The 15524-nt window shown below is 50.8% G+C and carries 15 protein-coding genes; 5 read left to right on the top strand and 10 right to left on the bottom strand.

Features of this window, described 5'->3' with window-relative positions:
- Nucleotides 1-66 precede the first annotated feature (66 nt).
- Genes ACYQ1O_RS05160 through ACYQ1O_RS05170 form a run of 3 tightly spaced genes read left to right on the top strand, consistent with a single transcriptional unit; the run spans nt 67 to nt 5131 of the window.
- On the top strand, nt 67-2010 hold the full coding sequence (locus tag ACYQ1O_RS05160) for a TonB-dependent receptor plug domain-containing protein (RefSeq protein ID WP_459990560.1): 1944 nt from the start codon (nt 67-69) through the stop codon (nt 2008-2010).
- A complete protein-coding gene (locus ACYQ1O_RS05165) occupies nt 2010-3014 on the top strand; it encodes an ABC transporter substrate-binding protein (protein ID WP_459990561.1) in 1005 nt (334 codons plus the stop codon). Before ACYQ1O_RS05160 ends, ACYQ1O_RS05165 begins: the two co-directional genes overlap by 1 nt.
- Entirely contained in the window at nt 3011-5131 is a 2121-nt protein-coding gene (locus tag ACYQ1O_RS05170) for an EAL domain-containing protein (protein WP_459990562.1), read from the top strand. Before ACYQ1O_RS05165 ends, ACYQ1O_RS05170 begins: the two co-directional genes overlap by 4 nt.
- Before the next feature lie 75 nt (nt 5132-5206).
- On the opposite strand, the gene ACYQ1O_RS05175 is transcribed toward ACYQ1O_RS05170, so the two are convergent.
- The gene (locus ACYQ1O_RS05175; protein ID WP_459990563.1) at nt 5207-5482 is read right to left on the bottom strand and encodes a cupin domain-containing protein; all 276 of its coding nucleotides are present in this window, start codon (nt 5480-5482) and stop codon (nt 5207-5209) included.
- A gap of 83 nt (nt 5483-5565) precedes the next feature.
- Nucleotides 5566-6264: a TPR end-of-group domain-containing protein gene (locus ACYQ1O_RS05180; protein WP_459990564.1), complete on the bottom strand. Its 699-nt coding sequence runs from the start codon at nt 6262-6264 to the stop codon at nt 5566-5568.
- A 175-nt stretch (nt 6265-6439) separates the two neighbouring features.
- Here ACYQ1O_RS05180 and ACYQ1O_RS05185 point away from each other — a divergent pair, with 175 nt between their 5' ends.
- Nucleotides 6440-6736 carry a DUF2288 domain-containing protein gene (locus tag ACYQ1O_RS05185; protein WP_459990565.1) on the top strand — a complete coding sequence of 99 codons (297 nt, stop codon included), beginning with the start codon at nt 6440-6442 and terminating at the stop codon, nt 6734-6736.
- Between the two features lie 23 nt (nt 6737-6759).
- Here the strand turns inward: ACYQ1O_RS05185 and ACYQ1O_RS05190 are convergent, their stop codons facing one another.
- The 5 genes from ACYQ1O_RS05190 to ACYQ1O_RS05210 are packed head-to-tail and all read right to left on the bottom strand — an operon-like array spanning nt 6760 to nt 11982.
- Complete coding sequence (locus ACYQ1O_RS05190) at nt 6760-8598, bottom strand: vWA domain-containing protein (RefSeq protein WP_459990566.1); 1839 nt, start codon at nt 8596-8598, stop codon at nt 6760-6762.
- A complete protein-coding gene (locus ACYQ1O_RS05195) occupies nt 8595-9578 on the bottom strand; it encodes a vWA domain-containing protein (RefSeq protein WP_459990567.1) in 984 nt (327 codons plus the stop codon). The genes ACYQ1O_RS05190 and ACYQ1O_RS05195 overlap by 4 nt, the downstream gene beginning before the upstream one ends.
- Nucleotides 9575-10057, bottom strand: coding sequence for a DUF4381 domain-containing protein (locus tag ACYQ1O_RS05200; RefSeq protein ID WP_459990568.1), 483 nt, complete (start codon nt 10055-10057; stop codon nt 9575-9577). Before ACYQ1O_RS05200 ends, ACYQ1O_RS05195 begins: the two co-directional genes overlap by 4 nt.
- A 33-nt stretch (nt 10058-10090) precedes the next feature.
- Complete coding sequence (locus ACYQ1O_RS05205; RefSeq protein ID WP_459990569.1) at nt 10091-11005, bottom strand: DUF58 domain-containing protein; 915 nt, start codon at nt 11003-11005, stop codon at nt 10091-10093.
- Complete coding sequence (locus tag ACYQ1O_RS05210) at nt 11005-11982, bottom strand: AAA family ATPase (protein WP_459990570.1); 978 nt, start codon at nt 11980-11982, stop codon at nt 11005-11007. The genes ACYQ1O_RS05205 and ACYQ1O_RS05210 overlap by 1 nt, the downstream gene beginning before the upstream one ends.
- A gap of 233 nt (nt 11983-12215) precedes the next feature.
- On the opposite strand from ACYQ1O_RS05210, the gene ACYQ1O_RS05215 reads away from it, so the two are divergent.
- Nucleotides 12216-13565 (top strand): POT family MFS transporter, encoded by a 1350-nt coding sequence (locus tag ACYQ1O_RS05215; protein ID WP_459990571.1) that lies wholly within the window; start codon nt 12216-12218, stop codon nt 13563-13565.
- Here the strand turns inward: ACYQ1O_RS05215 and sufT are convergent.
- Genes sufT through ACYQ1O_RS05230 form a run of 3 tightly spaced genes read right to left on the bottom strand, consistent with a single transcriptional unit; the run spans nt 13562 to nt 15521 of the window.
- Entirely contained in the window at nt 13562-14116 is a 555-nt protein-coding gene (sufT, locus tag ACYQ1O_RS05220) for a putative Fe-S cluster assembly protein SufT (protein ID WP_459990572.1), read from the bottom strand. The genes ACYQ1O_RS05215 and sufT overlap by 4 nt on opposite strands.
- A gap of 8 nt (nt 14117-14124) precedes the next feature.
- Nucleotides 14125-14853, bottom strand: a complete 729-nt coding sequence (locus ACYQ1O_RS05225) for an SDR family NAD(P)-dependent oxidoreductase (protein WP_459990573.1) — start codon at nt 14851-14853, stop codon at nt 14125-14127.
- Complete coding sequence (locus tag ACYQ1O_RS05230) at nt 14844-15521, bottom strand: HAD family hydrolase (protein WP_459990574.1); 678 nt, start codon at nt 15519-15521, stop codon at nt 14844-14846. The genes ACYQ1O_RS05225 and ACYQ1O_RS05230 overlap by 10 nt, the downstream gene beginning before the upstream one ends.
- Nucleotides 15522-15524 lie beyond the last annotated feature (3 nt).

The raw sequence follows: 15524 nt of genomic DNA on the forward strand, positions 1-15524 counted from the left end.
GCTTTCGGTATAACAACAATAAAATATATGCCAACCCATGTCCTTCTCTCTATTTTAGCTGTCTTGATGTCGCTAAGTTGTGCTGCGCATAGCCAACAAACAACGCTTAGTGGGCAGCCAGCTATCGCCGATGAACAGAACACCTTGTTCGACGAATTGCCATCCGTTTTTACGGCCTCACGACATGACCAGCCCGTTACCAAAGCGCCCGCTTCGGTGGATATCATTACCGCCCAACAAATCAAACGTTACGGCTGGCGGACTGTTGCGGCGATGTTGGGCAGCTTGCCTGGATTTCTTAGTACGTATGATCGTGCGTATAACCATGTGGGTGTGCGCGGTTTTGCCCCGCCGGGTGATTACAATACGCGCATTTTAGTCATGATTGATGGTCATCGGGTTAACGAAAGCTTGCAAGACTATGCCGGTTTGGGGCGCGATTTTTTGGTCGACGTGGAAAATATTGAGCGCGTTGAAGTGGTGCGCGGCCCTGCATCGGCTTTGTATGGCAGCAGTGCGTTTTTTGCGGTGGTGAATGTTATCACCCAGCGTGGGCGCGATTTGCAAGGTACACGATTGGCATTTGATGGTGCCAGCTACGGCAGTTTCCAAGGCCAAGTCAGCCACGGCAAAAAATACAGCAATGGCATGGAAACCTTATTGTCTGCCAGTGCTTATGACAGCCAAGGCCATGACCGGTTGTCTTATCCTGGTTTGGGTACGGTCGCTAACCAAGATGCCGAGCGGGTAGAGCGTTTATCAGGCAAGTTAGGCTGGGGAGATTTTACCCTTAGCGGCAGCTGGGTGGGCCGAAAAAAGTTTTTGCCGACGGGTACGACCGGCGCGGCGTTTGGCGAGCCTAATGCCTATTACAACGATAAGCGCGCCTATGCCGATTTAAACTACCGGCATAATTTTTCAGGCGATTGGGATTTTACCGGGCGGTTGTTTTGGGACAGTTATGAGTTTGATGATGATTTGCCGTACCGGAATGGCAGTTCTCAGCGCGTTATCAATCAAGATCATTGGCAAGGGCAGTGGTTTGGCAGCGAAGCCTTGTTAAGCCATACTTTTTTTGATAGCCATCGGCTTACCTTAGGCAGTGAGGTGCGGCAAAACTACTTGCAACGTATGACCAACCAAGATGAATCGCCGTTCGTGCAATATGCGGACAACAATCTCAGTAGCACCATTTACGGTTTCTTTTTGCAAGATGAGTGGGCCATTACCAATGCCTTGCAGCTGCAAGCCGGCGGGCGTTTCGACCATTACGATAGCTTTGGCGGTACGTTTAACCCCCGCTTGGGTTTGGTTTTTCAGGCACTTGCCGATACCACCGTAAAATTGCTTTATGGCAGCGCTTTTCGTGCGCCTAATGCTTTTGAAAGTTACTACCAATGTTGCCAAAACAGCACGCCTTGGATTGGCAACAGCCGTCTAAAACCTGAAGGCATTGAAACTTACGAGTTGGTTTTGGAACAACGCCTAAACGAGGAATTTAATTTAAGGATTAGCCCTTTTTACAATCGTTTGACCGACATCATTGCCCTTGAAGTTATGCCTTCTGGAATTAGGCAATTTCATAATCATGGCAACGCCGATGTACACGGCCTTGAAACCCAATTGCAAGCCCGCTATGGCGATTTTGAAGGTCGTCTCAGCCACACTTTCCAGGAAAGTTATTTCAGTGGTTCGGAAAGCGCCAATTCGCCTTCGCAAATGATAAAGTTCAACACCACGGCGCCTTTGTGGGCGGATAAGTTGTTTATTGGATTGGAGGTGCAATACGTCAGTCAGCGTATTACGGTAGCCCGCCGCACTGTAGAGGGCTATGCCATCGCCAATGTTAATTTGTTCTCCCGCCAGCTTTTGCCAGGTTTAGAGCTAAGTGGTGGCCTTTACAATATTTTTGACACCCTGTATTCCGACCCCGCCAGCCCGCCGCTATTGCCCGATAGCATCAGTCAAGATGGACGCAATTTCCGTTTACGTGCGAGCCTTGAATTCTGATGGCAAACAATAAAAATAACTCAACGCCCAAGCTCTCAGCATTGCATTGTTGGCCTAATTTATCCATATGCTTGGCACGTATTTTTGCTGTCTGTAAGGTTTCTGTCGTCTTAATCATTTTGTTGGGCTTTTCTCAAACCAGTATCGCGCTCGATATTTTAGTTCTGCAAAGCCATGACAGCCAGCCCTACCAACAAGTACTGCAAGGGTTCAAGGATAATATGGCTGCACAAGGCCTGAGTCCTGACTATACGGTAAAAAACATAAGGGAGGTTAATGAGGATACGGTGAAATCCCAGGTACAAGCCAAGCCACCAGCTCTTATTTTCGCCCTTGGCACTCCTGCCACTCACTTGGCTTTACGTTGCGAGCAAAAGATTCCTATTTTGGCAAGCTTGGTGCTGGATGTGGAAGAATTCCGCCATAATCCTAACATGGCAGGCATTGGCCTAAGCTTTTCCGCCGATGTGCAATGGTATTGGTTGCGACGTATCTTGCCGGAAGCCCAACAAATTGCGGTGATTTATGACCCAAGCCACGGTAAAGGCTTGTTGTTGGAGCTGCAGAAGTTGGCGGAGTCCGGTCATGTCAGCCTAATACCCGTGCCGGCCAGCAACGCTGAAGAATTGCCGGGATTGCTGCAAAACCTGCCTGCCCAACTGGATGCTGTTTGGGCAGTGGACGGTGTTGCTGCATTTAATACCGGTACAGCTGTGCAAGAATTGTTGTTGTACTCGTTCCGTAATCGTACGCCTGTTATTGGCTTGTCCGCGCAATGGGTGAAAGCGGGGGCGATTTATGCCTTGGATTGGGATTATCTTGATCTGGGTACGCAAGCTGCCGATTTGGCCAGCAACCTCATAAAAAAAGGTGTCAAGCCTAATGCAATTAAAGCGCAGTATCCCCGCAAGGTAAGACCCGTATTTAATGAAAAGACCGCAGAGCATATGAAGCTGCCTACTTCTCCAGTGCTGCTTCAAGATATGGCGGAGGTTTTAAGATGATTTCAATTAAGTCGCTGAGTATTGCCACCCGATTTAATTTATTAAATACCATTTTGGTTTTGCTGACGGGCTTAAGCATCGGTTTGATCGTGACTTATGTTCAGCTGGATCGGCAGTTCCAGGCGCAACACCAGCAAGGCTTGGCGCTTGCCACTTTGTTGGCTGAAACCAGTGAATACGCTGTCTATACCCGTCAAACCACGCTGTTGGACAGGCAATTTGCGCAGTTACAAAAAGTATCCGATTTGGCTTATGCCTTTATTGTTGATGATAAGGGCGTACAGCTGGCGCAAATGCAGGCGCACCCGGAAGATACTCCGCCGCCAGAAAACAGCCATCAAGCAAGTGCGCAGACACTTTGGCAATGGTGGCTCGCATCAGGCCAGCAACGTTATATAGAAATTGTCCATCCGATCACCAGCCATGCTTTTCAAGATGAAGATGTGCTGTTTATGGATGGGCAACAACAAAATAAAACGGTTATTGGTCAAGTACATTTAGGCATTAGCCTGGCTTATTTTAAAGAGACGGTCACCAGCTCCCTGTTATTGGGCTTGTCTGTTGTTGTTGCAATCTTATTGCTTGGCATGATGATCTCGCTCTCGCTGACCGCCCGCATTACGTTGCCACTGAAAAAGCTTGCTGAATCGGCACACAAAGTGATTGAAGGCAATGCCCAGCCTTTACTTTTACCGTCCGGTGGTCCGGAGCTGGCGGAATTGGCACAAGCCCATAATTTAATGATTGATTGGTTGGCGGATTATCGCTCCGAGGTTGAGCACTACCAAAGCATGCTGGAGCAACAAGCCTATTATGACGAATTGACGGGGCTGGCTAATCGCACGCTACTTAAAAAACAACTGCAATTATCGCTTTCCTGCGCCGTTGCCCAACATAAAACAGCTGCGCTTTTGTTTCTTGATCTGGATCGCTTTAAATACGTTAATGATACGTTGGGGCATTCTTTTGGCGACCAATTGCTGGCAGAAGTTGCCCAGAGGTTACGTGCCACGACCAATCCCGGAGATATAGTCGCCCGTATGGGGGGTGATGAGTTTATTATCATCATCAATGAGATGGACGGCGACATCGGTTTCGTAAAGGCCGCAGTAGGGGAAATTACCCAACAAATTGGTACGGCTTTGGAGCAGCCCTTTACTATCAGAGGACATAATATTAGCACCAGCTTTAGTATCGGCATTGCCCTCTGTCCGCAAGATGCAGAAGACAGCGAAACCTTGATCCGTTTTGCTGATTGCGCCATGTACGAAGCCAAACGCCAAGGCCGTAACACGTTTCATTTTTATGAATCTTGTTTACAGCAGCAAGGTGAGCGCCGCCTCACTTTGGAAAACAATCTCAAACGCGCCATCGAAAGGGATGAGCTACAGCTTTATTTCCAACCTAAATATGACTATTCGGCTAAGCGCTTGGTGGGGGCAGAGGCTTTATTGCGTTGGCATTTTGCTGATGAATGGGTGTCGCCGATAGAGTTTATCCCCATTGCCGAAGAAACGGGGCTGATTTTGAGCATTGGCGAATGGGTTATGCAAACAGCACTGGCTGCTTTGCGGGAGTGGCGGACGCTTGGCGTTGTCGATGATGATTTCCATATCGGTGTCAACGTGGCCTCTTCACAGTTTTGGCATCATGATTTTGCCCGCCGGACGGTAGCCATTCTTAACCAGTATCTACCTGGCTGTACCGATGTTTTGGAGTTGGAGTTGACGGAAAGCTGCTTGCTTCGGTCAAGCAAAGAAATTCAAGAATGTTTTAAAACCTTAAGGCAAGCCGGTGTCCGTTTTGCTGTTGATGATTTTGGCACGGGTTATTCGAGCTTAAGCTACCTCAAACAATTCCCTCTGAATGTTTTAAAGATCGACCAATCTTTTGTTCGTGATTGTATTGATGACCCTTACGACAGCGCCATCATCCGCGCCATTATCGCGATGGCACACGGTTTAGGCTTGGAAGTTATTGCCGAAGGCGTGGAAACGGCAGAACACGTCGATTTCTTAACCCAAGAAGGTTGCAATTTATTACAAGGCTATTTTTTAGCTAAGCCGATGCCTAGCCAAGCGTTTATCGAGTATTACCGAAATTTTCAGGTGTTTTAAGGCATTGCCATGATTTGCCAGAAATAAAAAAGGCATCCAACGGATGCCTTTTTTATTGCCCTAAACGCGCAACAATTAATCGTAGTGGTAATGTTTGCGCAAGGGTTTAACAACTTCCCATTGGCTATCCAAGCCCGCATGGAACATCACCAAGTCGCCAGGCAGAATTCTTACCGGTTCGCCACCTGCTGGCGTGACTAAAATTTCGCCTTCCAATACATAAGCCGTTTCAGTTTCGTCAAAATCGATTGGGAATTTTGAAATTTCTTTCTCCCAAATCGGCCAACTGGCTACGCCCAGTTCTTTTAAACGTTCTTCACTTGGGTTGTGTTCAATTGTAATGGTACTCATAACTTCCTTTGAATATTGGTTTTTGAGGCGCGATTCTAGCATTTTAGGCCATTAGCGGCTATGTGCCTTTACCTTGTAGAGGCTTATTCTTTTGCTGTTTCCGTTTCTTCAGTCGGTTCGGCAGGTGTTTCGGAAGCTTCTTCTGCCGGTGCAGCCGCTTCTGCTACAGGTTCTGGTTTTTTCTCCAATGTCGCCACATAGTCGATAAACCATTGTTGCGTTTTAACATTGTCCAAATCAGCATCATCTAAGATGTCTTGATCGTCGGGTAAGCTGCCACGTTCTTGGGCATATTGCAGGGCTTTCAGGCAGCCGTCTTGGTCGCCGCGCAACGCACAAATACAAGCCAAATTGTACGAAGCTGTGCCTTTTTGGATGCGGTTGGCGTTTTCAAAATGTTTTTGTGCGTGGTCGTACAGCTCGTTATCGGGCGTTACCGCCAATAGTCGTGCCATATCCATGTAAGCCACGCCCATGTTGATTGCCGAACCCAAGTAGTCAGGGTTAATCAACATGCAAAAAGTAAATTTGCTGATGGCATCTTGGTAGATTTTGACGGCTTCGTCAGTGGATTTGCTTTTAGCTTGGTGCAACAGCGCAAACCCCCAGCTGTACAAAGCCTCTGCCCGCATCGGGTCATCCAACAGAACGTCGGCATAGCCCGAATAAGCGGCACTGTATAAGGCATCCGCTGCGCCACCTTCACTTTTGCGGGCTTGGGCCGTGTGTTTATGGGCGGCAGTCAGTTTAGGCTTTTTGGAAAATGAAGATAACAGCGACATGGGGTTGGGCTCCTAATGGTTTTAGTTATTTTTATGCATCAACACGTTGATGCGTGTGTTATTTGTCGGATTATTGTGCGCGCCTGCTTCCGAAAGTCTGCCAAAACGCAGTCAACAATTCACCGGTTATTATAAAATAACAGCTTATCAAGCAACGACAACTTATATTTAAGCCATGCACACAAACCCTGATGACCTTGCCAAAGCCAAATTGAACTTGGAAACCTCACAAATGCCTTGGAGCGCCTTACAACGCTTTTTTGCCGCCGGCAGCTTGGTTTTTGTCGATGCCCGATTGGATTTGGTGGACGTGGCTTATCAGTTTTCCATTGATAACAAAAACCAAGTTGAGCAGTGGCTGGCGCAAGGGTTGGTGCATTTGGTTACGGACGGGCAGGCACAGCAATGGTTGGCTGGCGAGGCATTGTTATGGACGACGGTTGTTAAGCCGTGGGTATTGGTGCAGGCATAAGCCCTCTTGCAAGCATTGGGCTATCACCACGATTGGCGGTTGGTCCGCTCGCGTCCTTGTTGCCCGTATTGGTATTTAAACTTACGTTTTAGTAGACCTGACGGGTCATCAGGGATGCGTTTTAGCCATTGTTCATTGGCTTGTTTTTGTTCGGCAGACAGGTCGGCTTCGCCGGTACTTTTCTCTTCGCCATTTTTCGACTGATCTTTTTCTTGTTTGGGTTGCGCCTGCTGCCCGTCCGCTTTTTTCTGATCGTCTTCCGTCTCTCCGTCTTGCCCTTGTTTTTGCTGGGCTTCGGGCATCTGGTCTGCACCGGTTTTTTCCGCTTTTTGTTCGGGTTTTTGCCCGCTATCCCCCGATTCTGAGGATTGAGGTTGTTCAGATTGGCCTTGTTGCTCTTGGTTTTTCTGTTGAGGGTTGTTTTCTGACGAATCTTTGTCTTTATTTTGCTGTTGGTTTTGCGGCTGTTCTTGCTTTTGTTGCTGTTGTTTTTGCAGTTCCTTTTCGACCAAATCTTTGTTGTATTGGGCATCGGCATCGTTGGGGTCAAGTGCCAAGGCTTTTTTATAAGCCTCGATGGCTTCTTGCAATTTGCCGGCTTGAGCCAAGGCATTGCCTTGGTTATAGGTGCTTAAGGCGGATTCATTATTTTTAAGCGCGGCTTGGGCCTTTTCGTAATCGCCGGCTTTGTAATGGGCAGCTGCTTGCCAATCGGGATTGCTGAACAGCTCGGCTGCTTTGCCATATTGCTGCTGCTGGTAGGCTTTTTGCGCCTGTTGGTCTTTGCTTTGCCACAGGTCTTGCCAATCAAAGGCATAGCTGTTTTTGGGCAACGGCAACAACAGTAACAATGCCCAACACAACAGGCCTTTTCTAAACAGCAAGGCGGCGAAAGGCAAAACCGCCAGCAACATCCACGGGCCTTTGTCGTCCCATTGTTCCAAGGTCAGCTTGTTGTCTTCCAAGCCTTGTTGCGGCGCGTTATTGTCGATACTTGCCAGTAACGCTTTGACATCATTGTCATCCGTGCTGATGGCTTGATAAATGCCGCCGCCCGCACTCGCCAGCTTAAACAAATCGGATACCTCTAATTTAGGGATAACGATCGTGCCGCTGGCGTCTTTTAAAAAACCACCGTCCGGCAAGGCAATAGGCGCGCCGTCCGCAGTGCCTACCGCCAAAACTGATACGGTATAGTGGTCGCCCGCAATCTTTTCGGCAAAATTGGCGGCTTTTTCCGGTTCAACACCATCGGTGACTAAGATAATTTGGCCTTTGGGCAAACCCGCTTGTTTAAACAAGTCGACGGCTTTTGCCAGCGCCTGTTGGCTGTTGCTGCCAGGGCTGGGCATGATTTCGGTGGTGAGGGCGGGCAATTGGTTGGCGATGGTTTCGGAATCGGTGGTCAGCGGCGTGACGACAAAGGCATCGCCTGCGTAGGCGATTAGAGCGGTTTGTCCATCTTTGCGCAGCTTAAGCAAATCGGCAATTTTGTAACGCGCGCGGATTAAACGGCTGGGTGTGATGTCGGCAGCATCCATCGATTTGGACAAGTCCAGCGCAATCACCAAAGCCGAATCGTTCCTAAATGCAGGAGCTGGCAAACGCTGCCAAGTGGGGCCTGCCAAGGCAATAATCGCCAGAAAAGTTGCCAAAGTGGTGATTCCATACGACAAGAAACGCTTTTTTTGCGTGCCACCGGTTTGATCTTGTAGCAAAAAAGGCAGCAATTCGGCATCGCAAACCGCTTGCCAGTTGCCCGCACTTAGCTTGTTACGCCAGATATAGCCCAGCAAGACTACCGCCGGAATAAAGGTCAGCAGCCATAAAGGCCGGATAAAATGGAAGTCCGCTAACATCATGACCACCTCAGCCGTGCTGCGCCAATCAGCCCCGCCAAGCTTAAGGCCATGGCTAGCGGTAGGTAAAACAGCTCGCTACGCGGGCGGAAAAATTGTTTGTCTTTTTCGACCGGTTCCAATTTGTCCAACAACATATAGATATTATTCAGTTCGTCAGTATTGCGGGCGCGAAAATAACGTCCGCCGGTGGTTTCGGCAATTTTGACCAGCGCGTTTTCATCCAGGTCGGCAGACGGGTTGACTTTACGGTTGCCAAAAAAACTGCGGACGATCATTTCATCCGCGCCAATGCCGATGGTGTAGATTTTTAAATGGTTTTGCGCCGCCAGCTCGGCGGCTTTCAGCGGCGCGATTTCTCCGGCGGTATTCGCGCCGTCGGTCATCAAAACCAACACGCGGCTATCGGCAGGTTGGTTTTTTAGGCGTTTGACCGCCAAGCCAATGGCATCGCCTATCGCCGTGTTGTCACCCGCCAAGCCTAAGGCGGCTTCGTTCAGTAAAGTGCTGACCGTTTTGCGGTCAAACGTTAGCGGTGTTTGCAAATAGGCTTGGGTGCCGAACAGAATCAGGCCAATGCGGTCGCCGACGCGGCGTTCGATAAAATCGCCCGCCACCCATTTGGCGGCGGTCAGCCGGTCGACCGGTTCTTTGTTGATGAAAAAGTCTTGCGCTTCCATACTGCCCGACAAATCCACCGCCAACATCAAATCGCGCCCACTGACCGCCTGTTCGATGGGGTCGCCTAGCCACTGCGGACGTGTGGCAGCCAGAACCAACAGGCACCATGCGCACATTGCCGCATAGCGTTGCCATTTTTGGTGTACAGCGCTGACTTTTTCGGTTTCTGCGAAAGCAAAGTCATCAAGAAACGGTACTTTTAGCGCCGCCTGATCGCTGGCGATGGCTGCCGGGAACAGCCAATACACCAGCAGTGGCAACGGTAAGGCCGCCAAAAGCCAAGGCCATTCAACATGCATCATAATTGTGGCCTGCGGAGTTTGTGGCATTGTTTTAGCCAGATTTCCACCAACTGTATCAGTTGTTTGACTTCGGCAGCTGAGGGGCTTAATGGCTGGTAAGGTGCCGATGCTAACAATTGCCCCGCGCCTTGGCTAAAGGGTGCGTCTTTTAAAGGGCGGTCCAAGTAAGCCAACCAAGCAGTGCCGGTCAGTCCGGCACTATCGGTCCTGGGTGAGAGGCTGATGGCAACGCGGCGCAATAAGGCCGAAATTTCGACCAGTTTTTGCCGTTCATCCCATGCCGATTGTTTGATGGCGGCCAATTGCTTTTTTGCCGCCTTGATTGCCGTTTTTCGGGTCAGGTAACGGAACAGCCATACAGCTAAGGCAATCGCTAAGGGTACAAAAATCATCAGCAGCCACCAGCCAATCGCGGGCGGCCACCAGCCTATCGCCTCCGGCAGGTGGATGTCTTTTAGAGGAAGTGGATTAGCTTGCATCTTCAATCATGTTGGGTAGGGCTTTAATGACGGTTATCGCTGCGTTAATGCGCGCAGCGGCTCATCCAGTGTGCTGCATTGTAAAAAGGCCATCTGCATTTTCTTGGCAAGGTTTTGCACATGCCCGATCCGTTCGGCAAAGCGCTGTTGATAGGCCAATAGCCGCTGTTGGTCGCTGCTATCAACCACCACATCACGCTCACTATCGGTAAAACGGTAGCGGCCTTTGTCGGGCAGGTGCATTTCTAAGGGATCGTAGACAAAAACCAGCACCACATCGCAATGTTGCGACAGTTTCGCCAAATGCACTTCCGCCTGATGGTTAAGGCCACGAAAATCGCTGATGAGATAGACCAAACTGCCGGGTCTGGCGTGCTGGCTTAGCCTTGCCAGCGCCGCATCCAATGGCAAGGTCGGCTTGTTTGTGGCAATAGCTGCTGACGTGCCGCTGACGCAGGCATTTAAAAAGCGCAGTACGCCGGTTTTGCCGTTGTGCGGTTTTAATTCGCGGCAGTCGTGGTCGGCAAAGATCTGCCCGCCAATGCGGTCGCCGTGGTGTTGCGCCGACCATGCTAACAAAGCCGCCAGCTTAGCCGCCAATACCGATTTAAACACGCCACGGGTGGCAAACTGCATGGTGGCGCGCTGATCGACAGCAATAAACACGGGGCGTTCGCGTTCTTCGCGGAACACTTTGGTGTGCGCTTTGCCGGTACGGGCGGTGACACGCCAGTCGATGCTGCGGATGTCGTCGCCCGGCTGGTACATGCGCGCTTCTTCAAACTCCATGCCTCGACCCTTGAAACGCGACACGTATGTTCCGCTTTGTTGGGCGCGGCGGCTATGGCGGTGCAAGTTCAGTAAGGCCGCCGGTTGCGCGAGATCAATCAGGGATTTTAACGACACCGCCACGCGTTCGCTGGCAGCGGTTGGTTTGGTCATGCTCATCAAGGCACTGCAACCCGTGCCAGCAGTTCTTTAATGACGTGGTCGGTGCTGATGCCTTCCGCTTCGGCTTCATAAGACAAAATTAGCCGGTGGCGCAAGACATCGTAAGCCATGTCTTGAATGTCTTCTGGGCCGACAAAATCACGTTGCGCAAGCCAGGCTTTGGCGCGTGCGCAGCGATCTAAGGCAATGCTGGCGCGTGGGCTGGCACCGTATTGCAACCAGCCTGCCAAATCATCGCCATACGCGCCCGGGTTGCGCGTGGCTAAGACGATTTGCAGCAAATAATCTTCCAAGCTGTCCGCCATGTAGATATTCAACACTTCGTTGCGGGCGGCAAACAGCAAGTCTTGGCTGATGGGTTCGAAACGGTCTTTGGGTTGGCTGGCTTGTTTGGCTTCGGCACGGACGAGGTGCAAAATGGTTTTTTCGTGTTCGGCACTGGGGTAATCGACTTTCACGTGCAACAAAAAGCGGTCCAATTGCGCTTCCGGTAGCGGGTAAGTGCCTTCTTGCTCAATCGGGTTTTGTGTCGCCATGACCATAAACAATGGCGGCAAGGGATAAGTCGCCTGACCGACGGTGATTTGCCGTTCCGCCATCGCTTCCAATAGCGCCGCCTGTACTTTCGCCGGTGAACGGTTGATCTCGTCGGCTAAAATCAGGTTGTGGAACAGCGGGCCTTTTTGGAATTCAAACGTGCCTTGTTGCGGGCGGAAAATCTCCGTGCCGGTCAAATCGGCGGGCAGCAAATCGGGGGTGAATTGGATGCGGTGAAAATCACCTTGGATGCATTGGCTTAAGACGTTGATGGCACGGGTTTTTGCCAAGCCCGGCGCGCCTTCCACCAAAATATGACCGTTGGCGAGCAAGCCAATCAACATCCGTTCCACCAGTACATCCTGACCGATGATTTGCTGGTTTATATAATGGTTTAATCGGATTAACGCGGCTTGGGTTGGGTTTTGTTCTGACATGATGGTTTTAGGACGATAGGACTAGGTTGTTTTGGGTTCAATAACCGTTATTTTAGCGAAAGGTTCCCAGACTTGGCGACTTTGCGCGGGCATTAAGCTTGGCTTGTGCAAAAAACCAAGGCGGTTGCCGTTGAGTTTACCGTGTTTACTGATGGGCGGCTATTTTTACAGGTCTGTTGTCCGGTCCGATGGTTATACTATCGGCATCCCTTCTTTGCTTATGGACCGACACCATGCGCCGCTACCGAAGCCAACCCGACAACGACGACACGCAGCTGCCCCAAGGCATTCCCTATATTGTTGGCAATGAGGCGGCGGAACGATTCAGTTATTACGGCATGCGCGCCATTTTGGTGGTGTTTATGACCCAATACTTGACTGATAGCTCAGGCCAGTTGGCGGTATTGTCCGAACAGCAAGCCCAAGGTTATTTCCATTTGTTTGTCTCCGCCGTTTACGTGATGCCGTTGTTCGGGGCGCTGTTGGCAGATGCTTTGTTGGGCAAATACAAGACTATTGTCGGTTTGTCGCTGTTTTACTGTTTAGGGCATTTGGCAATGGCGATCGACAGCACCTTGCTGGGGTTGTTGTTGGGGCAAGGCTTGATTGCCATCGGCGCGGGTGGCATCAAGCCTTGCGTATCGGCGCATGTTGGCGACCAATTTGGTGTGGCGAACCGCCATTTAATGGGCAAGGTTTTCAGCTGGTTTTATTTTTCCATCAATTTGGGGGCATTTGCCGCCATGTTGATGGTTCCTTGGTTGCTTAAACAGTTTGGCCCGTCACTGGCGTTTGGTGTGCCGGGTGTGTTGATGTTGTTGGCAACTTCCGTTTTTTGGTTTGGGCGGTATCGGTTTGTGCATGTTCCTCCCGCTGGCGTCGGCTTTATCAAAGCGGTATGCAGTCCTGAGGGTTTAAAAATATTTGCCAAGCTGGCCTCGGTTTATGTGTTTGTCGCCATGTTTTGGGCGTTGTTTGAACAAAACGGTTCGTCTTGGGTGTTGCAGGCGCAGAAAATGGACCGGATGGTGTGGGGTGTGGAGATTTTGCCTTCGCAAATCCAAGCCGCCAATCCGTTGCTGATCTTATTGCTTGTCCCTACCTTCGCCTATGGCATCTACCCGTTTCTGAACCGCTTTTTTGTACTGACAGCGTTGCGGAAAATTACGTTGGGCTTGTTCCTGACAGTGGTCGCCTTTGCTGGGGTGGCTTTGATACAAATGCAGTTGGATAGTGGCCTGAAGCCGCCGATTGTCTGGCAACTTTTCGCTTATGTGTTGCTGACAAGTGCGGAAGTGATGGTTTCCATCACCTGTTTGGAATTTTCCTACAGCCAAGCGCCAAACAGCATGAAATCCTTTGTGATGGCGTTTTACTTTTTATCGGTGGCGGCGGGTAATCTGTTGACCAGTGCGGTCAATTTTTTCATCGAAAATGCCGATGGCAGCAGCCAATTGGCGGGTGCAGACTATTTTTGGTTTTTTACCGGATTGATGCTGGTAACGGCGGTGCTGTTTGCCATCACCAGCCGTTTTTATCAGGAAACGCCTTACTATCAAGGCGAAAACCCGCCAGACGCTTAGAACAAGCCTAATTGCAAGCGCGCCACGTCGGACATCATATCCCTGGACCAAGGTGGGTCCAGCACGACTTCCACTTCCACGCTCGCCACGCCCGGCAAGGCGCGGATACCTTTTTCGACATCGCCTTGGATGACCGGCCCCATACCGCAGCCCGGCGCGGTTAAGGTCATCATGATGTGGACGTGGTGTTGGCTGGCATCGTCGGCTTTGGGGGTGACTTTGCAATAGTAAACCAAGCCCAGTTCGACAATGTTGACCGGGATTTCCGGGTCGTAAACGGTACGCAGCACATCCCAGCAATTTTGTTCAATGCTGTTGGGGTCGGTGGCCTCTGTCAGGGCTTGCTGCGGAGGCGGCTCTTTGCCGAGCGCGTCGGCATCGGCACTGGCAATCCTGACCATGTGACCGTATGACGTGACGACCGTATAGCTGCTGCCTAAAGCTTGGTGGATGGTGACGATTTCGCCTTGGGACAGGGTGCTGGTGTTGCCGTCAGGCACCATGACAACGTTAACGTCGCGGGTTAAAACTACATCTTCTCGTGCTGCCATAATCGTGTTTATAAATGGAAAGTGCGGGCATCAATCGTTTGTCCGCTCATGCCTAAGCTTTGCGGGCCAAACAGGTATAGGTAGACGGCATCCAGCGATGAAAGTGCAGGCAATTTGCTTTTGTCTTCGGCTGGATAGGCGCGTTTGCGTAACGGCGAATCGACTGGGCCTGGCACCAGCGTGTTGACGCGGATTTGTTGTTGCGCCTGCAATTCTTCCGCCAAAATTTTTGCCAAACCTTCCAAAGCCAATTTGGCAATGCCATAGGCACCTGAGTACGCAGGCGTGTGCCTTGCTGAGGAGTCTGACGTGAAGATAATGGCGGCATGGCTGCTTTTTTGCAGTACCGGCAACAACACGCGGGTGAGGATGAATGGCGCGTTGAGGTTGACGTTAAGCGTATGCCCCCAGTCTTTGGTACTGTGCATGGCGATGGGGGTGAAGGCGCTAAACTCCACTGCCGAATGCAGTAAGCCTTGCAAACTGCCGTATTTTTCTTCGATGCGGTCTGCCAATTCTTGATAATCGTTTTCGGTCGCGCCCGCCAAATCAAACGGGTATAGCACCGGTTCTTTGCCGCCAGCGGCGACAATGGCATCGTAAACGCTTTCTAATTTAGGGATGCTTTTGTCCAACAGAATGACTTCCGCACCTTGCTTGGCTAAAGCCAATGCTGCCGTGCCGCCCAGTCCGCCGCCTGCGCCGGTGATTAAAATAGTGTGGTTTTTTAGCGGCATAAGGCGGTGTTTATCCAGTCGGCAAGGTGGACGGGCGATTCGATGAGCGCGTTGGCACCCCACGTTTCGGGTTGGTCGTCAGGGCGGATGTAGCCCCATAACGCCGCCAGTGTGTGCATGTTCGCGTTGTTGCCAGCGATGATGTCATGGCGGGCATCGCCAATATAGACGCAGTGTTGGGGATCAACTTCGGCGATTTGGCAGGCCGTCAGCATGGGCAGCACATGGGGTTTAGGGTGTGCGGTGCTGTCGCCGCTGATAATGCAGGCGGCGCGCTGGCTGAGTTCCAGCGCATCCATCAGCGGTTCGGTAAAGCGTTTGCGCTTGTTGGTGACAACGCCCCACTTTAAGCCTTGGCTCTCAATCAGGTTGAGCGTATCGGTCATGCCGCTGAAAAATTCGCTGTGTTCGGCAATGTTGTTTTGGTAAAAGTCGAGTACGGTTTCTAAAATTTCCGCTTGTTGTGCGTCATTGGCCTGATCTCCCACGCTGGCTTTAATCATGGCTGCCGCGCCAAATGAAATGTGCGGTTTGATCGTGTCGTGATGTGCAGCCGGATAGCCGTGCGCGCTTAAGGCTTTGTTTAAGCAAGCCACCAAATCTGGCGCGGTATCGACCAGTGTGCCGTCCAAATCAAACAAAACGCAGGCGAGTTTAAAGTCAGACATTCG

Source organism: Methylosoma difficile, from assembly GCF_054657615.1.